The 18399-nt window shown below is 56.4% G+C and carries 16 protein-coding genes; 12 read left to right on the top strand and 4 right to left on the bottom strand.

Annotated elements, in window-relative coordinates; genetic code table 11:
• The first annotated feature begins 30 nt into the window (after positions 1–30).
• The 10 genes from SADFL11_RS07075 (at position 31) to lpxB (ending at position 11219) form a co-directional block, all read left to right on the top strand.
• Positions 31–798 carry an isoprenyl transferase gene (locus tag SADFL11_RS07075; protein WP_008191788.1) on the top strand — a complete coding sequence of 256 codons (768 nt, stop codon included), beginning with the start codon at positions 31–33 and terminating at the stop codon, positions 796–798.
• A gap of 15 nt (positions 799–813) precedes the next feature.
• Entirely contained in the window at positions 814–1656 is an 843-nt protein-coding gene (locus SADFL11_RS07070) for a phosphatidate cytidylyltransferase (RefSeq protein WP_008191279.1), read from the top strand.
• 8 nt (positions 1657–1664) lie between these two features.
• Positions 1665–2876 (top strand): 1-deoxy-D-xylulose-5-phosphate reductoisomerase, encoded by a 1212-nt coding sequence (locus tag SADFL11_RS07065; RefSeq protein ID WP_008196188.1) that lies wholly within the window; start codon positions 1665–1667, stop codon positions 2874–2876.
• A 99-nt stretch (positions 2877–2975) separates the two neighbouring features.
• The gene (gene rseP, locus SADFL11_RS07060) at positions 2976–4112 is read left to right on the top strand and encodes an RIP metalloprotease RseP (RefSeq protein WP_008193007.1); all 1137 of its coding nucleotides are present in this window, start codon (positions 2976–2978) and stop codon (positions 4110–4112) included.
• 194 nt (positions 4113–4306) lie between these two features.
• On the top strand, positions 4307–6664 hold the full coding sequence (bamA, locus tag SADFL11_RS07055) for an outer membrane protein assembly factor BamA (RefSeq protein WP_209002757.1): 2358 nt from the start codon (positions 4307–4309) through the stop codon (positions 6662–6664).
• A 100-nt stretch (positions 6665–6764) separates the two neighbouring features.
• The gene (gene lpxD / locus SADFL11_RS07050) at positions 6765–7802 is read left to right on the top strand and encodes a UDP-3-O-(3-hydroxymyristoyl)glucosamine N-acyltransferase (protein WP_040453357.1); all 1038 of its coding nucleotides are present in this window, start codon (positions 6765–6767) and stop codon (positions 7800–7802) included.
• Between the two features lie 66 nt (positions 7803–7868).
• Positions 7869–8333 carry a 3-hydroxyacyl-ACP dehydratase FabZ gene (fabZ, locus tag SADFL11_RS07045; RefSeq protein WP_008192525.1) on the top strand — a complete coding sequence of 155 codons (465 nt, stop codon included), beginning with the start codon at positions 7869–7871 and terminating at the stop codon, positions 8331–8333.
• A gap of 6 nt (positions 8334–8339) precedes the next feature.
• A complete protein-coding gene (gene lpxA, locus SADFL11_RS07040; RefSeq protein WP_008197046.1) occupies positions 8340–9128 on the top strand; it encodes an acyl-ACP--UDP-N-acetylglucosamine O-acyltransferase in 789 nt (262 codons plus the stop codon).
• A 13-nt stretch (positions 9129–9141) separates the two neighbouring features.
• Positions 9142–10026 (top strand): LpxI family protein, encoded by an 885-nt coding sequence (locus SADFL11_RS07035; protein ID WP_008192138.1) that lies wholly within the window; start codon positions 9142–9144, stop codon positions 10024–10026.
• Positions 10023–11219, top strand: coding sequence for a lipid-A-disaccharide synthase (gene lpxB / locus SADFL11_RS07030; protein ID WP_050776105.1), 1197 nt, complete (start codon positions 10023–10025; stop codon positions 11217–11219). The genes SADFL11_RS07035 and lpxB overlap by 4 nt, the downstream gene beginning before the upstream one ends.
• A gap of 64 nt (positions 11220–11283) precedes the next feature.
• Here the strand turns inward: lpxB and SADFL11_RS07025 are convergent, their stop codons facing one another.
• Positions 11284–11823 carry a helix-turn-helix transcriptional regulator gene (locus SADFL11_RS07025; protein WP_209002755.1) on the bottom strand — a complete coding sequence of 180 codons (540 nt, stop codon included), beginning with the start codon at positions 11821–11823 and terminating at the stop codon, positions 11284–11286.
• A 218-nt stretch (positions 11824–12041) separates the two neighbouring features.
• On the opposite strand from SADFL11_RS07025, the gene SADFL11_RS07020 reads away from it, so the two are divergent.
• On the top strand, positions 12042–13535 hold the full coding sequence (locus tag SADFL11_RS07020) for a multicopper oxidase domain-containing protein (RefSeq protein WP_040451948.1): 1494 nt from the start codon (positions 12042–12044) through the stop codon (positions 13533–13535).
• Positions 13536–13586: 51 nt separating this feature from the next.
• Here the strand turns inward: SADFL11_RS07020 and SADFL11_RS07015 are convergent, their stop codons facing one another.
• Positions 13587–14480 carry a LysR family transcriptional regulator gene (locus tag SADFL11_RS07015; RefSeq protein WP_008191246.1) on the bottom strand — a complete coding sequence of 298 codons (894 nt, stop codon included), beginning with the start codon at positions 14478–14480 and terminating at the stop codon, positions 13587–13589.
• A 139-nt stretch (positions 14481–14619) separates the two neighbouring features.
• Here SADFL11_RS07015 and SADFL11_RS07010 point away from each other — a divergent pair, with 139 nt between their 5' ends.
• Positions 14620–15315: a type 1 glutamine amidotransferase domain-containing protein gene (locus SADFL11_RS07010; RefSeq protein WP_008196684.1), complete on the top strand. Its 696-nt coding sequence runs from the start codon at positions 14620–14622 to the stop codon at positions 15313–15315.
• A 71-nt stretch (positions 15316–15386) separates the two neighbouring features.
• Here SADFL11_RS07010 and SADFL11_RS07005 read toward each other — a convergent pair whose 3' ends face one another.
• Positions 15387–17279, bottom strand: coding sequence for a PhoX family protein (locus tag SADFL11_RS07005; RefSeq protein WP_008191687.1), 1893 nt, complete (start codon positions 17277–17279; stop codon positions 15387–15389).
• 376 nt (positions 17280–17655) lie between these two features.
• Positions 17656–18198: a hypothetical protein gene (locus SADFL11_RS07000; protein WP_008189694.1), complete on the bottom strand. Its 543-nt coding sequence runs from the start codon at positions 18196–18198 to the stop codon at positions 17656–17658.
• Positions 18199–18399 lie beyond the last annotated feature (201 nt).

Here is an 18399-nt window from a genome sequence, read left to right as displayed (position 1 = left end):
GCGGCATCTAGCCAGCAGTCGAGGACTAGGATGAGCAGCAACCTGGAACGACAGGCAAATGCAGAGCCGGTTTCGGCCGCGCCTTCGCATGTGCCAAACCATGTTGCGTTCATCATGGACGGAAATGGCCGGTGGGCGTCTTCCCGCGGCCTGCCGCGTACCGAAGGTCACCGTCAGGGGCTGGAGGCACTCCGTAAAATCATCCGTCATGCCGCTCTACGGGGCGTCGGGATAGTAACGATCTACAGCTTTTCGACGGAAAACTGGAGCCGGCCGGAGCCTGAAGTCAGATTTTTGATGGGGCTGCTGCGCCGGTTCGTGCAGCGTGACTTGAGCGAGTTGCACCGGGAAAACATCCGCATCCGCATAATCGGTGAACGCGACAATCTCGACGCCGGGATCCTCAAACTTTTGCTCGATGCCGAGGAACTGACCCGCAACAACACGGGCATGGAGCTGGTTGTTGCCTTCAACTACGGCGCGCGCCAGGAATTGACCGCTGCTGTCAAAAAGTTGTGTGAGAAGGTGGCGCGCGGCGAAATTGAACCAAGTGCTATTTCGGAATCCCATATTTCCGCAGAACTCGACACGGTGGGTCTACCTGATCCGGATCTGATCGTGCGCACAAGTGGCGAATTACGCCTTTCGAATTTCCTCCTATGGCAGGCGGCCTATACAGAGTTCTATTTCTCGGATCTCATGTGGCCCGATTTCGATGAAGCTGCGCTGGATCAAGCGCTGGAATGCTTCGGTAACCGGGATCGGCGGTACGGTGGTGTCACCGCACAGGCACTTTGAGGCCGCAAAAAGGTAATGCCTGATCAACACCTTCCAGCCAAAACGAAAAGCAATCTGCAGCTGCGGGTTCTGTCTGCAGCGGTTTTAGGGCCTCTGGTTCTTGGGCTGATTTATCTGGGTGGATGGGCATATGCGGTCCTTGTGTTGGCGGCTGCCATCCTTTTCCTGTCCGAGTGGTTCACGATCACCGGGACCAAGCAGACATCGGTTCCGGCGATTGCCGGGCAGGTAGCCCTCGTCGGTGCATGTGGTCTGAAGCTATTTGGTTTTCATGTTGAAGGACTGTTGGTCGTAGCTGCTGGTGCGGCCGCGACCCTGGTTTTGTCCGGTTTTTCGAGGGAAGGGCGCTGGGGGGCGGAAGGCATCGCCTACAGCGGCCTAGCCCTGACAGCGCTCTTGTCCTTGCGGGCAGGCACTGGCGGTTTGGTTTTCACTTTCTTTTTGTTCTTTGTTGTTTGGGCGACGGATATCTTTGCGTACTTCACCGGCCGGGCAATTGGCGGCCCCAAACTCTGGGCAAGAGTGTCGCCGAAGAAAACCTGGTCTGGTGCAATAGGCGGTTTGACCATCGCAATCGTTTTCGGTGTCGGCGTCGCGGCGGTCAGCGGAGCCAGTCAGCTTCTGACGTGGGCCGTGCTTGCGGCTATCTTGTCAATTGCCTCACAAGCCGGTGATTTGTTGGAATCTGCGATCAAACGCCGATTTGACGTTAAAGATTCCAGCCAGCTGATCCCCGGACATGGCGGTATCATGGATCGGATTGATGGCCTTGTTGCCGCTGCTATCTTTGCGGTGCTGATCGGCCTGTTTGCCGGTGGAACGTTTGCAGATCCTTTAAACAGCTTGGCTCTATTCTGAGTGGGAGAGTGCCGTTGACGGCGGAACAAGAGCAAGACTACCCGGCAAAAACGGTCCGCGTTACGGTTCTTGGTGCGACCGGATCAATCGGCCAGAGTGTCGCAGATTTGATCGCCCGCAATCCTGACCGCTTTGAAGTTGTTGCCTTGGTTGCGAATTCAAGCGCTGACGCCTTGGCAGAAATGGCGCTCCGGTTGAACGCCAAATCTGCTGTTTTGTGCGATCCACGAAACTTTGAGGATCTGAAAAACCGCCTTTCGGGAAGCGGGATTGATACCGCGTCCGGAGATCAAGCTGTGTTTGAGGCGGTTGACCGGGACACAGATCTTGTCATCGGCGCCATTGTGGGCGCCGCCGGACTTTTGCCGACCATGGCTGCCATTAAGCCCGGGCGGCGGATTGCGCTGGCCAACAAGGAGTGCCTGGTTTGTGCTGGGGACCTGTTCATGGGCAAGATTGCGGCAGAGGACGCCGAAATCCTGCCGGTCGACAGTGAGCACAACGCGATATTCCAGGTCTTCGAGGCATCGCACCCGGACAGCATTGAAAAGGTCATCCTGACTGCGTCTGGCGGCCCGTTCCGGACGATGGCGTTTGAAGACATGGTGCGGGTGACACCGCAGCAAGCGCTCAAACACCCGAATTGGGATATGGGCGCGCGGATTTCCATCGACAGCGCAACCATGATGAACAAGGGTCTTGAAGTTATTGAGGCTCATCACCTTTTTCCGGTGAGTGCAGATCAGTTGGATGTGCTGGTCCATCCGCAGTCTGCCGTTCACGGGCTTGTCCAATACCGCGATGGCTCGCTTCTTGCGCAGCTCGGCAGTCCCGATATGCGCACGCCGATTGCCCATTGCATGGCCTATCCGCGCCGGATGCAAACACCTGTCGAGCGCCTGGATTTGGCGAAACTTGGATCGCTGACGTTTGAGGCACCGGATATGAAGCGGTTTCCTGCACTGCGTATCGCGCTGGAGGCGCTTCGGTCGGGCGGTACAGCGCCAGCGGTTCTAAATGCCGCCGACGAAACAGCTGTTGCGGCCTTTCTGAAGGGCGCGATCGGGTTTATGGACATCCCGGCAGCTGTCGAAGAGGCGTTATCGGCGTTTTCTGCCAAAGGAAAGCTTGCACCAGCTGCGACGGTAGAAGACGTGCTGGCGCTGGATCAGGAAGCCCGTGTTTGGACCGGGCATTGGATTTCAAGCCGCGCCGCCTAATTTATCCGGTGCGAAACGAATGCTGGATCATTAACGTGCCGTAATTCCATTGCTATTAAGGTAGCGCTTAAGGACTGTGCGGGAACAATCGGAAATCTCATGGAAATATTTGGCTCTGCCTACGACCTTCTGATCGGCTATATGGCACCGTTCCTGTTTGTTCTGACGATCGTCGTCTTCTTTCATGAGCTCGGCCACTTTGCCGTTGCGCGGTGGTGCAACGTGAAGGTGGACGCTTTTTCCGTTGGTTTTGGGCGGGAATTGTTCGGCTGGTACGACAAACACGGCACGCGTTGGAAAGTGTCGCTTATTCCCCTTGGCGGCTATGTGAAATTTGCCGGTGACGAGAATGCCGCGAGTGTTCCAGACCGGGAATACATTGCCAGTATGAGCGAGGAAGAACGCAGAACAGCCTTCATCGCAAAACCCGTATGGCAGCGTGCGGCGATCGTGGCAGCCGGTCCGATTGCCAATTTCATCCTGGCAGTCATCATTTTTGCCGGGATCTTCATGGCTTACGGAAAGCCGCAGCTCTTGCCGGTCGTGTCCACGGTTATCGAGGGATCAGCTGCCGAAACAGCCGGTATTCAGACGGGTGACCGAATCCTGTCGATCAATGACAAACCATTGTCTTATTTTGAAGATTTGAAATGGACAGTGCGCCATAACCCGGACCAGCCGCTGGTCCTCGGGATCGAACGGGATGGGGCCGAGCTCACAGCGACAGTGGTTCCCGTTTATGTCACCGACGTCAATCAGTTCGGCGTTGAGTACCGGGAGCCGCGCATTGGCGTGGCAATCGCAAGTGACGAAAATACCCGTATCTTGAAGCAGCTCGGTGTTGGCGGCGCGCTCTGGGAAGGAGTGCTACGCACCTACAAGATCATCTACGACACGATCAATTTCATCGGAGAAATGTTCGCCGGAGAGCAGTCGCCGCAGCAGCTGGGTGGCCCGATTCAGATTGCGCAGGTGTCCGGAACGGTCGCGCAGTTCGGTTTGATCGAGCTTATCAGTCTCGCGGGCTTCCTGTCCGTGTCCATCGGGTTCATCAACCTGCTTCCGATCCCGATTCTGGACGGTGGGCATCTGGTGTTCTACGCGGCTGAAGCTATCCGTGGAAAACCACTCAATGAGAAGGTGCAGGAAGTCGGATTCCGCATCGGTTTGGGCCTCGTATTAATGCTGATGGTGTTCGCGACTTGGAACGATATCTGGCGATTAATGAGCCTTTAAGCGGGGAGCCGTGACATTGACGCAACGTCCTCTGACTAAATCGATTTCGGCGGCCAACTGCTGTTGCGTTATCGGTAAAAACCTATAAAACATGGGTCGATTTTTGAGATTCTCCGAGGGTGATCGGAAGAATCTCGAGACGGGGTTTTGAAAAACAAAGGCATAGCGCACTGATGCAGCGATTGCAGAAACACTTGAGAGCCGCAATTTTGGCGACCGCGGTTCTCGCAGCCGGGTCGTTCGTTCCGGACAACTTTGGGCCGTTTGCGGGGGCGACACAGGCAGAAGCTGCTGTTGCCCGCAACATTGAAGTACGCGGTACCAGCCGCATCGAGGAAGATACGGTCATCAGCTACATGACCATCGTTCCCGGCCGCTCTTATGGCGCGGCTGATGTCGATGAGTCTTTGAAGGCGCTGTATGCAACCGGTTTGTTTGCCACGGTTGAAATCACCCCGCGTGGCAGCACCGTCATCGTGACCGTTACTGAGAACCCGATGATCACCCGCGTCTCCTTTGAGGGGAACCGGAAGATCAAGGACGATGCTCTGGCGACGGCTGTTCGTTCCCAGTCGCGGTCCATGCTCTCTCGCGCTAAAGTCCAGTCCGACGTCCAGAGCATTTTGGAAGCTTACCGCCGCAGCGGCCGTTATGGCGCAGCCGTTGAGCCGAAGATCATTGAGCGCGGTCAGAACCGGGTCGATCTGGTCTTTGAAATCAATGAAGGTGCGAAGACCGGTGTGGAGCGCATCAGCTTCATCGGCAACAACTCGTTCAGCGACGGCCGTCTTCGGGACGTGATCCGAACCCGTGAGAGTGGGTTGCTTAGCTGGTTGCGCAGCACCGACACATACGATCCCGATCGCCTGGCCGCGGACGAAGAGCTGCTGCGCCAGTACTACAACAACAAAGGTTATGCGGATTTCCGTATCGTCTCTGTGAGTGCTGATCTCGACCGTGAGAACAACATCTTCTACGTGACCTTCACGGTGGACGAGGGCGATCGCTACGATGTCGGCAACGTTGAGGTCGTTTCCACGATCGCCGAAGTTGACCCGGAAGATCTGCGCAGGCTGGTGCGGACCCGCAGCGGCCGGACATTCAACGCCCTGCGCGTAGAGCAGTCCGTCGAAGACATCACACTTCGCGTTTCTGAAGAAGGTTATGCGTTTGCTCGTGTGCGTCCGCGTGGTTCCCGTAACTATGAAAACAACACGATCGATCTGATCTACTACATTGAGGAAGGCCCGCGGGCGTATGTTGAGCGCATCAACATCATCGGCAACGACCGGACCCGCGAATATGTCATCCGCCGCGAGTTTGATGTTGCTGAAGGCGATGCGTTCAACCGTGCCTTGGTCGACAAGGCTGAGCGCCGCTTGCGGAACTTGAACTTCTTTGAGCGCGTTTCCATCACGACGCAGCAGGGCAGTGCGCCCGATCGCGTGATTGTGAATGTGCAGGTTGAAGAAAAACCGACAGGTGAAATCTCCTTCGGTATCGGTTACTCGACGACCGATGGCGTGGTTGGTGATATCTCCCTGACCGAGCGCAACTTCCTGGGCCGTGGCCAGTACGTTAAAATCGGTGTTGGTGGTGGTTCAGATACCCAGACCTACGAGTTCCGGTTCATCGAGCCGTTCTTCATGGGCCGCCGGGTCGCCCTGGATCTTGATGTCTACCGTCAGGTGAATGATGCCAACAGCTACCGCTCTTTTGATGAAGAGCGGACAGGCGGTGGCTTCGGCTTTACCTTGCCGCTGCGCGAAGACGAAACAACGCTCCGTCTGTTCTACGCAATCTATGAAGAGAAGAACACCGACGGCAAATATGGCTCGACAGGGATCAATAACTGTAGCACTGCCAACCTCTCGCTGGCTGTCTGTGACTCCCTTGGAACCTACCTCACTTCGCTGGTTGGCTATGAACTGCGCTACAACACGCTTGACCGCAACCTGAACCCGACGGATGGCATCTACGCCTCCTTCAGGCAGGAGTTTGCAGGTGTTGGTGGCGACAGCCAGTACATCAAGAGTGAAATCCAGGCGCGTGCCTACAAGGAAATCCTCGCAGACTACGGCCTCGTCGGTAGCGTTCAGTTCCGGGGTGGCAATATCATGGGTCTCAATGAGCGTCTTCGGGTGTCAGAGCAGTTCATGCTCGGCGGCAATCTGATCCGCGGCTTTGAGAACCGGGGTATCGGCCCACGCGACGCGACGTCTGATGACGCGATTGGTGGTCGTTGGTACTTCGCAGCGTCAACCGAGGCACAGTTCCCGATCCCGGGCATTCCGAAAGAACTCGGCCTTGGCGGTGCACTGTTTGCGGATGCCGGCTCCTTGTGGGATGCCGACAATGAGCTCGTTGACATCGTAGAGAACGGTGGTGGCCGGATCCTGTCCAATGGATTTGACCTGCGTGCCTCTGTCGGCTTCGGTATCCGGTGGCAGTCGCCATTCGGTCCGCTCAAGGCAGACTTTGCTTACCCGCTCCTGAAAGAAGATTCTGACCGCACCCAGGTGTTCCGCCTGAGTGGTGGCACCACCTTCTAAGAAGCGGTTTTTACCCAAAAACCGACGGCCGCCGCATCAAACGGCGGCCGTTTTTGTTACGGTCAAACCGGACCGCAGGTGTTCAAAAGAGGATATGCCGATGTCCGAGCCGAAATTCTTTCACTTTCCAGAAGGTATACGCCTCGGCGATATCGTCGGTTGGGCAGAGGCCGAACTGGTGAACGGTGCACCGGAAACCGAAATCACCGGAGTTGCCCCGCTTGAAGACGCCGGTCCGGGCATGCTGGTGTTTTTCGACAACACGGCCTACCTCGACGCGCTGACCACCACTGCAGCAGCCGGCTGTCTGGTCAGCACCCGCCACAAGGACAAGGTTCCCGAAGGCGTTGCCGCGCTTGTCTGCAGGGATGCTTACCGGTCGTGGGCCAAAGTGCTGGCTCAACTCTTTCCCGAAGCAATGGTCCCGCGTCAGGCTGGTGTCGAGGGGGTATCCGAGCGTGCATCGGTCGATGAGACTGCAAGTCTTGAAGACGGTGTGTGTCTTGAGCCGGGGGCGGTTGTCGGGGCAGGTGCAGAAATTGGTGCTGGGACTGTCATTCGCAGCAATGCGGTGATCGGGGCTGGAGTGCGTATCGGCCGCGACTGTGTCATCGGCGCCAATTGTTCCGTCCAGCATTCAATCCTGGGCAATCGTGTTTATTTTCACCCCGGTGTGTGCTGCGGGCAAGACGGATTTGGCTACGCCATGGGACCGGGTGGGCACTTGAAGGTGCCGCAGGTTGGGCGGGTCGTTATTCAAGATGACGTTGAGATCGGCGCCAACACCACCATTGACCGAGGGGCCAACCGCGACACCGTGATTGGTGAAGGCACAAAGATCGATAACCAGGTCCAGATCGGCCACAATGTCGTCATTGGCCGTCACTGTGTCGTCGTCTCGCAGGTCGGTATCTCCGGCAGTGCAACGCTTGAAGATTATGTGGCGATTGGCGGACAGAGCGGAGTGGGTGGGCATGTCACTATCGGCATGGGCGCTCAGGTTGCGGCGGTCAGCGTTGTCAGCGAAAGCCTGGAAGCTGGCGGACGCTACGGCGGAACACCCGCAAAACCTGTGAAACAATGGTTCCGCGAAGTTGCTGCGGTCAGAAAACTTGCAGAACGCGGCGGCAAATCGTAAACGAACAGCAGTTTACACATCCAATTACTTGAAGAGTTTTGGCGGACCTCCGCCAAGGGGCGAAGAATGGACGAAACAGAAAAAACAACGCTCGCAACAGCGGATATCATGAAAGTCATGAAGCTGTTGCCGCACCGGTATCCGTTTTTGCTGATTGACCGGATCATCGAGATGGACGGCGACAACAGCTGTATCGGCATCAAGAATGTCACCATCAACGAGCCGCAGTTTCAGGGGCACTTTCCAGAACGGCCGATTTTCCCGGGCGTTCTGTTGATTGAGGCCATGGCGCAAACGGCAGGCGCCTTGTGCGTGCATGCGCGCGGCGCAGATGCACCGCCGCAGCTGGTCTATTTCATGACCATCGACCGGGCGAAGTTCCGTAAACCTGTGGAGCCGGGCGATCAGGTCCATTTCCACGTCAAGAAAATCAAGCAACGTGCCAACATCTGGAAGTTCGATGCGGTTGCCATGGTCGACGGCGCAAAGGTCGCCGAAGCCGAGGTAAGCGCGATGCTGGTAGACGCGTGAGGAATTATGGTTGATATCCATCCAACAGCGATCATTGAAGACGGTGCAAAAATAGGTGCCGGCGTGCGCATTGGCCCTTATTGTGTCATTGGGTCTCAGGTGACACTTGGCGACAATGTCGAGCTGAAATCTCACGTTGCGCTTGCCGGTGACACGACCATTGGAGCTGGCACCGCCATTTTCCCGTTCGCGTCTGTTGGTCATCAGGCACAGGATCTGAAATTCCGTGGTGAGGCCGCCACCCTGACGATCGGCGAAGGCTGCATCATCCGCGAAGGCGTTACGATCAATCCGGGGACCGAAGGCGGCGGGCTGAGCACGACCATCGGCAACAATTGTGCGTTTCTTGCCAATTCCCATGTCGGGCATGACAGTCACCTCGGGGATCGGGTCATTTTGTCCAACAACGTAATGATCGCAGGGCACGTTACTGTCGGAAGCAATGTGATTTTCGGTGGCGGGTCTGCTGTTATTCAGTTCACACGGATTGGCGACAACGCCTTTGTCGGCGGCATGGCCGGCCTGGAGAACGACCTTATTCCGTTTGGCATGGTGACAGGTAACAGGGCGAACCTTGGTGGACTGAACCTGATCGGATTGAAACGCGCAAATTTCCCGCGCGAGCAAATTCATGCTCTGCGGGCGGCCTATAAGGCGCTGTTCGAGAGCAACGAAGGCACTTTGCGCACGCGCGCCGAGGAAATTGCTGAAACCACTCAAGATCAGCCGCTGGTAAAGAAAGTGACCGACTTCATTCTTGAAGAGGAAGACCGGCGCTTCTGCACACCTGCATAAGCGGGTATTGGACATGACATTGGCCGAAACCGCCTCCCATGCTCCGGTCGCATTGATTGCCGGCAATGGCCGAATACCGTTGCAGGTCGCCACTGCCCTGGCGGCTGCAGGCCGGGAGTGCAAGGTTGTCGCGATCCGCGGGGAGGCCGATGCGGCAACACGCTCGCTCGCCTCTGCCGAGCTCGGCTGGGGAGAAATTGGCCGGCTCTATGCCTTTTTGAACAAGAGTGGCTGCCGGGATGTAATGTTGATTGGCGGTGTGTCCAAACGTCCGGACTTTGCTTCCATTCTGGGTGATCTGGGGACGCTCCGCCGATTGCCGACCATCATTCGCGCGCTCACCGGTGGTGATGACAGTCTGCTGACCAAGGTCATTGGTCTCTTTGAGGTAGAGGGATTTCGCGTGGTGGGTATCAAGGATGTTGCACCCGGGCTTCTCGCAGCCAGCGGCGTTTTGGGAAAGACGCAGCCGCGCGACACCGATTGGCAGGATATTCAGCTTGCCTTGACCGCGACCCGGAAACTGGGTGAACTCGACATTGGACAGGCGGCTGTGGCCGTTGGCGGCCGGGTTGTCGCATTGGAAGGCGCGGAAGGCACCGATGCCATGCTCGAACGCTGCGCAGATCTGCGCGGCAGCGGCCGGATCCGGGCAAAGAACAAGACTGGTGTTCTGGTAAAGACCGCCAAACCCAACCAGGACTTGCGGGTTGATCTGCCCACCATTGGGCCCCGGACAATTGAGCGGGCAGACGCCGCGGGGCTGGCAGGCATTGCGATTGAAGCGGGTGGCGCCTTGATTTCCGATCGGGAGGAAACCCTGGCGCAAGCAGATAGGGCTGGTCTGTTTGTCATCGGTATTGACCAGGCTGCCTTGTCTCAGGGTCGGGCTGAATGATTACACCTGCGGCCAGCGCCATGCCCACCGTTTGCATTGTGGCCGGTGAGGAATCTGGCGACCAGCTCGGGTCAGAGCTGATCAAGGCGCTGAACGAAAAGCTTGGTCCCCGCGTCCGGTATTGCGGTGTCGGCGGCGAGCGCATGACCTCTCTTGGGCTCACCAGCTTTTTTGACATGTCCGATGTCTCGGTCATGGGACTGTCTGCGGTGCTCGCGCGCTTGCCCTTGATCGTCAAGCGTGTCTATCAGACCGTCGACGCTGCCATCGCTGCCAGGCCGGATGTTCTGGTCATCATCGACAGTCCGGACTTCACCCACAACGTTGCAAAACGTGTGCGCAAACGGGCGCCGCACATTCCTGTTGTCGGTTATGTATCGCCATCGGTCTGGGCCTGGCGGCCGGGACGGGCAAAAAAGATGAGCGTCTATGTCGACGAGTTGCTGGCGCTGCTGCCGTTCGAACCGGGCGTTCACAAAAAGCTCGGCGGTCCGCGTACCCATTATGTCGGTCACCCGTTAAGTGAAAACGCCGATCTCTTGCGCCCGTCTGAGGGGGAACGTGCGCCATTGGAGGCTGACGAGAAAGTCCTGTTGGTCTTGCCGGGCAGCCGGGGAAGCGAAATCACAAGACTTCTCGACGTTTTTGGCGAGACGGTCGCACGTGTGAGTGCGGATATGCCGGAGGTGAGGGTGGTCTTACCTGCGGTGGCTCATCTTGAAAAGCGGATCCGGCAGGGCGTTACCAACTGGCAGGTCCAGCCGGAAATCGTGACCGGCCTTGATGCAAAACGGGCGGCTTTCCGGAGCGCGCATGCCGCGTTAGCAGCATCCGGCACTGTATCACTGGAACTGGCGCTTGCCGGAGTGCCGATGGTCGTGGCGTACAAGGTGGATTGGTTCTTCCGCAGGTTAAATAACCTCAACAAGATCTTCAAATTCGCGAGCGTCGACTCCTTTGTTCTCCCCAACATCATCCTGGGCACGAAGGCGATTCCCGAGTTCCTGAATGATGAGGTTCAGCCGGATGTGCTTGCATCCCTTCTGACGAGCTATCTCACCGACAGTCCAGAACGGGCGGCACAGGTCGCCGAACTCGGCCGCCTTGATGACGTGATGTGTTTGCCGGATGGCTACAGCCAAAGTGCGGCCGCAGCAGACGTCGTTATCGGGTGTTTGAGCAAAAACAACTAAGAAACATGAGGCCCGGTCTATTAGACTGCGTTGAGAACGCTGCGAGCGTTTCCATCATGACGCTTTACGGCTCGTGAATTGGTGGGGCATCCAACATGTCTTCGAAAAACCAGGCCGTTAGCTCGTTTCGGCTATTCACGCCAGCCTTTCGATAAACTGATGTTGCTTGTTGGCGGACGGTTTTTTCCCGGGTTTGCCGCAGTTCTGCGATTTCTCTGAAAGACAGACCTTTCAACATACCGATTACAACGTCCTGCTCGCTTGCCGTCAAACTCCAGGCATCGAACTGCTTCTGCATGACCGCGCGATACTGTCCGGCAAGCTGAGGAGAGCGGGCATCGAGCTTTGCGAGTTGCCCGCGGGCGCTTTCCAGTTTGCCTCGGAGGTCTTTCGACGCTTTGTGTTGGGCACGCCGCTCGTAGGCAAAGCCCATTAGCACAAGCGCGCTGACCGCCACACCTGACATGTCGTCGACCATGGTGGTCAACGTCTCTCCATTCATGAACTCCGTGACAATCTCGACGACGCTGGTGCCAAAAACGATAAGCACAAACACCACAAACAGGGTTTGCCGGTAACGGAATTGCACCGAGGCATCTATCATCTGAATTTCCTTGATCGATGGGCCGCCCAACATACCAAAACCGGGTTTGTTCCCAAAATTGACCCTTTGCCGGATATCTGAACCCTTTGATCCGGCATTTGTCCGATGGATTCGGAGCGTCGGCATCATCACACATTTCAGGCATCACGGCGGCGATCCTGCTTGTCTTCAGGATGGTCGCAAACAGTCTTTGTCGTATCTTTGGTTTGAGGACTTGAATGTCACTTCGCCTATCTCGCCGACAGCTTCTTGCCGGTTCCGCGTCCTTGTTCGGGGCATCCCTGATCAGCCCTGCCTGGTCGACAACAATTCCAGAAAAACTTCCGATACCGCCCCAGGCTGACGGCACCAATGAAGAGCCGATTGATCTCAGAATTCGGGCTGGTGAACACACCTTCCAGGCAGGTTTGAAGACACCGACGCTTGGAATCAACCAGGATTTTCTCGGTCCTACGATCCGGACACGCCGGAACACCGAACTCAATCTGCGTTACTTGAATACTCTGGACGAGGGCGTCTCTATTCATGGCCACGGGCTCCATGTGCCAGGTGATGTCGATGGCGGACCCCAACTGGAGATGGCTCCGGGTGAAGGTTGGCAGCCTTCCTTATCGATTGTCCAACCGGCAGCCACCTGCTGGTATCACTCGCACACCCATGGCAAAACCGGCGGCCAAGTCTACCGCGGCCTGGCTGGCATGATCATTATCGATGATGACGAGAGCGACGCAATGGATCTGCCAAACCGCTACGGTGTGGATGATTTGCCAATCATCATTCAAGATCGAACATTCGATGCACAGGGCCGGTTCGTCTATTCCCTCTTTGATGCGGATGAAGACGGTTGGTTTGGAGATACTGTCGTTATCAATGGCGCCATCGCGCCGCTTGTGGCAGATGTCCCAGCGGGCAAGGTTCGCTTGCGGCTACTGAACGGCGCAAATGCTCGGTTCTACGTGATCGCTTTTTCGGACAATCGCGTCTTTCACAAGATTGCGACCGACGGCGGCCTGCTGCGCGCACCTGTCCCCATGTCAACAATGGAAATGTCACCCGGCGAACGATGTGAGATCATCGTGGATCTGGGTGACGCCAACCCTGTGGAGCTGTTGACCTTCTTTGAAGATGAGGTCGATGACGAGGGCGAGGGCATCGTTGGTAGCCTGAGCACATTGGTGGGAAGGTCGGATGCCGCGCCGCCAAGAGCATCTTTGACCTTGCGTCCGGAAGCTCTTTTGGTTGCCAACAACGCGCCGTTGCCTGAAAAACTCGCCGCTCTCAGCCATCCTGAGGAACATGAGATCAAGAACGTTCGGGAGTTTGTTCTCGAAATGGATCACGGTGGTAATCACGCGGGCCATGACGGTCATGGCAAGATGGACATGACCATAAACGGCGCCGTCATGGATATGTCGGTGATCAACGAACGTGTTGGACTTGGGGTTTGGGAGCGCTGGCGTATCCGGTCAGATCAGGGCGCTCACCCGTTCCACATTCACGGATGTTCTTTCCTGATCGAACAAATGGAAGGAGAGGTCGTTCCAGCAGACCAGCAAGGCTGGAAAGATACTGCGGTGCTGGATGACGATGACTGGTCGGAGATCGTGGTGCGGTTTGATCACGTCGCGACAGAACAGTATCCCTATATGTATCACTGCCACATCCTCGAACACGAGGATCGCGGTATGATGGGACAGTTCACTGTCACCTAGATCTGGCATTTTAAGCCGTGAGACAGGCTGTATTCTTGAATGGGCTGACCATCAGTTGGTCTGAAAAGCCTGTTTTGTGAAATCGAGCAAGAGGCGTAGGTTGCTGGACATGGCAGCACCCGGTGGAAAGACGCCATAGATGGCGATTTCCGGCAGCCGTGTTCCCGGAAGAACCTCCTCCAAAAGGCCTGCCCGAATTTTGGGGTCAGCATCGTAACGCGGTATGCGTCCGATGCCGTGTCCAGCTTCCACAAAGGCTGTCCGGGCAACGGCGTTGTTGGTGGTGATGCTTCCCTCCGGCTCGAAGACTTTCGAGGCCCCACCGGGGAGAAGGATCTCAACCTTTTGCTTGTTCATATGCAGCACCCATTGATGGTCTCTCAGATCATCAATGGTTTTTGGCCGGGAGCGGGTTTGAAAATAGTTTGGGGCTGCACACAGGCAAGTCGAAATCGTTGCAAGACGCGTGGCTTTCAGGTCGGAATCGGGCAGGGGTGCCCCGCGGATTGCAAGATCAAAGCCCTCTTCCAGAATGTCGACAACCGTGTCTGAGAAACTGACATTGAGCTTGATCTTCGGATAGAGCCGGTGAAAGTCACCGAGAACCGGTACCACGTGATTGAGGCCGACACTGACTGGGCAGGAGATGCGCAAAACGCCTTCCGGCTCCTGCTTGTAGCGCTCAATGGCCCGCTGAGCGGCCACGGTCTCATCCATGATGACCCGGCAATGGCCGAGCAGCTGCGCCCCGGCTTCAGTGATTTTCAGACTGCGCGGTGCCCGGTGAAAAAGACTGAGCCCGTAGGCGTCTTCCAGTTTGTTCACGTGATAGCTGACAACGGCGCGGGTGAGGCCCAGATGCCGACCGGCTGCGCTGAAGGATCCGCTGTCTGCGACCTGCGCAAAAACCATCAGGCTCTTGAGGTGTTCAATAGACGCTTCCATGCGGACCAGCTCTCATTTACGTATCAAATATTTTGACATTACAGCCAATTAATTTGCCATTGGTATCACTTGGTGAGCAAATTAAATCAAGGTCACGCCGGACAGATGGTCCGTCCAATTTTGAAAACGGAGAATTTCGATGCCGCAAGTATCTGACAAAAAAGTTCTGATTGTTCTGACCAGCCATGAAGATCTTGGCGACACCGGTCAGAAAACCGGCTTCTGGGTCGAAGAATTTGCCGCCCCTTATTATGTCTTCAAGGATGAGGGCGCGAGTATCACGCTTGCTTCGCCAAAAGGTGGCCAGCCGCCAATCGATCCGAAAAGTTCCGATCCATCCGCTGCAACCGAAGCAACACGCCGCTTTGACGCTGATCCGGAAACCCAACAGATCCTGGCGAATACATTGAAGCTGGATGATGTGAACGCCGCGGATTACGACGCGATCTTTTACCCAGGTGGTCACGGTCCGCTTTGGGATCTGACTTATGACACAACCTCAATTGGCCTGATCGAAACCTTCTTCAATTCAGGCAAGCCGGTTGGGGCTGTTTGTCACGCTCCGGCAGTTTTGCTGAACGCCAAAACACCGGACGGCGCGCCACTCGTCAAGGGCCGCAAGGTCGCCGGTTTCACCAATGATGAAGAAGAGGCTGTGGGGCTCACCAACGTAGTGCCGTTCCTGCTCGAAGACGAGTTGAAGGCAAAAGGTGGCGTATATGAAAGCGTGGCCAGCTGGTCCTCATTTGCCGTTGAAGACGGCAATCTGATTACCGGCCAGAACCCGGCAAGTTCTGAGGCTGTAGCGGAAAAAATCCTCGCGAAGCTCGGATGACCAAACAATAGTTGGCAATAGAAAAGGGCGCCGATTGGCGCCCTTTTTTGTTTCTGCTCCAGGGAAACGCGTTAGCCGACGAGGCCGCCATCTTCCCGGGTCACTGCGATGATCGCGGACCGCGGAACGGATGCGCCGCCAGCCGGCCAGTGGCTGTTGCCACGCTCGCCAGGGTGCTGGATGCCGACAAACATGGTTCGGCGGTCCGGGCTCCAGGTCAGACCGGTGATTTCACACTCGTTCGGACCAACCATGAAGCGGCGGATCTCACCGGTAACCGGGTCGCCGGCGAGCATCTGGTTGTTGCCTTGGCCGGCGAAATCGCCTTCGTTCTTGTAGTTGCCATCCGTCTGGATCCAGACCAGGCCGTTGGAGTCGAAAGCCAGCCCGTCCGGCGAGTTGAACATGTTCTCTTCGTTGATGTTCGCGGAACCGGCATAGGCATCGGAATGGACGGTCGGGTTGCCCGCAAGAACATAAAGATCCCAGGTGAAACCAGGAGCCGTATGGTCGCCGCCATCCGGACGCCAACGGACGATCTGACCGTAGTTGTTCTTCTCGCGCGGGTTCGGACCGTTGACGGATGTGTCGTCGCCGCCGGCATTCGGCTTGACGCCACGTTTCTTGTTGTTGGTCAGGCAGCAGTAGATTTCCGGTGCCTTCGGATTGGCGGAAATCCACTCCGGACGGTCCATGGTGGTCGCGCCGACCTTGGAACCTGCCTGGCGTGTATGGATATGGATTTCAGCCTGATCCATGCCTGTCGTTTCCGGGGTGAGGGCCACCCATGCCCCAGTGCCGTTGTCGCTGAACTTGGCAACATACAGAATACCGTCGTTTAGGAGTTCGTCGGTCGGAGCACCCGGCGCGTAAACGCCGTTCGAAACGTAACGGTAGACAAACTCCCCGCGTTCATCATCGCCCATGTAAACGACAATGCGGCCGTCATTGTTGACCACGGCTTCGGCGTTTTCGTGCTTGAAACGGCCAAGAGCAGTGCGTTTTTTCGGTGTGGAGGTCGGGTCGGTCGGATCGATCTCGACAACATAACCGGCGCGGTTCGGCTCATTCGGATGCTTGGAGACATCGTAACGATCTTCGATTACGGCCCAGTTGTAACCCCAGTCCGTTGCTGACACGCCATACCGAGCAAGTTCCGGAGATACTTCGCGGTCCGGATTTTCCGGAGCGGAAAAATAACCGTTGAAGTTTTCTTCGCAGGTCAGGTACGTGCCCCATGGGGTGACGCCGTTGCCGCAGTTGTTCCAGGTGCCGAGAGACTTGGTGCCGGTCGGATCGGCTTCGGTCTTCATCAAGTCATGGCCTGCGGCTGGTCCGGTCAGCTCCATCTCGCTTTGCGGCGTGATGCGGCGGTTGTACGGGCTGTCCTTGACGATTTTCCAGGTACCACCGTCATTGGCGATTTCAACAACGGAGATGCCGTGGGCCATCATGCCCTTGGCAATGTCGTCTTCCGCCATGATGCGCTTGTCTTCAGCGCTTAGAGCGATGATGTCGCGGTTGGTGTACTCGTTGTTGACGACGAGAAGCGTTTTGCCGTCATGGGAGAACACGTCCATGCCGTCCGTGTTGTCGCCGAACGCGCGGGCCTGGCTGTCCGCCGTGCCGCGGGTCGAATCATCAAACTCGGGAACATCGGACCACAAGGGATCGCCCCACCGAACCAGCATTTCCGATTTGTAGCCTTCCGGGACAATCACGTCGTCCGCTGTCGAAGTCGGGATCTGGGTAAAGGCAAAGCGGCCATCCGAGGCTTTTGCACCGGTCGGTACCAAGCTCGTGCCAAGCGCGGTAAAGCTGCCAAACGCGAGAACGCCGCCCAGAAAGCCACGGCGGCTGATCGCAGATTCAACGATCCGGTCAAAGTCGTTTTCTTCCGGGCGCGGGCTTATGACCTCGTCGAATTCATCGAACGACAAGTCTCTGGTATCGATATCGGCCATTGACGGCTCCTCCTGGCTAGCGACCGTTTTCGGTCTTGGCTGAGAATTTCTCGGCTGCTACTCGTTTGAGTAGTAGTGACTATAGCTGCAGCCCTTGAGTAATAAAAGCGACGATCTGGCAGAGCGGTCCTCCGGGTTCCGGGGACGGTCAATGCCCGACAAATCTATGCAGATTTAGATTTCAAACCGGTGACGCTTCCGGCCGTCATTACGTCAATAGAATACAAAGATTGTCTGGTTTTGTTCCGTTATTGCGAACCCGTGTGTGTACATCATGATTAGGCTGGACAGTGTGAGGACTGGGTTTGAAAACACGTTGGGAGGCTGTGGCGAACCACCAACGCCTCCCAGAGAGTTACATGGTCCTTTGCAGCACTCAGCTTGGTGGAAAAGGGACAGATGAATGGTGGAGCACGATCTTCAGATCGCCATCTTCCATGCGCTCAACACCAAAGGTGTATTCAACTTTCACTTCTGTGCCGTCGGTGGTCATGAAGTAATAGTTACCCATGGTCATGGCTGTTTCGCCGTTGATCACCATACCCTCTGGCTCCCATCGGACATTGGTATAAGGCGCGATCGCAAAGCCATTGTCCTCTGAGATATCGCCACCCACAAAGTAGGAGAGGGCTGCGTCAAAGTCTCCCCGGAACTGATCTTCACTGGCGAGCGTTGGCTTGAAGAGAACCGGACGGTCGCCGTAAGCATAAAATTGCTCGATATGGTTTGTTGCCGCCGCTCTATAATCCCCGCCATCCGTATGTACCTTGCCGATCTCGACGATGCCTTCGCCCCAGGCGGTCTTCAGCACAGTGACCTCCTTTTCCGTCAGTTCAGCAGAAGTCTTTGTCGCCGCGGAAGCAGAAACGGCAGTGGCTGCGAGTGCGGCAGCAGCGGCGATAACAACAGGTTTCAACATACTTCTCTCCTCCAGAAATTGACGGGGTCATCCAAAGACACCTTGGAGATGGGAAGTCGGCAATAACGTTACCAATTAAATGAAATTAATTTTTGGTCGGGTTGTATGCCATCTATTGGCCTGCCAATCGGTCTTTTCTCCTGGAATGTGAGTCGTCCTGATGTCGTTTGAGCACTTTTGAGAATTGTTGAGAGTGTTTGA

This window comes from Roseibium alexandrii DFL-11 (assembly GCF_000158095.2).
In the GTDB taxonomy this organism is placed as follows: Bacteria; Pseudomonadota; Alphaproteobacteria; order Rhizobiales; family Stappiaceae; genus Roseibium; species Roseibium alexandrii.
The sequence above is the reverse complement of the archived record's forward strand: the minus strand, read 5'-3'. Positions and strand labels throughout refer to the sequence as shown.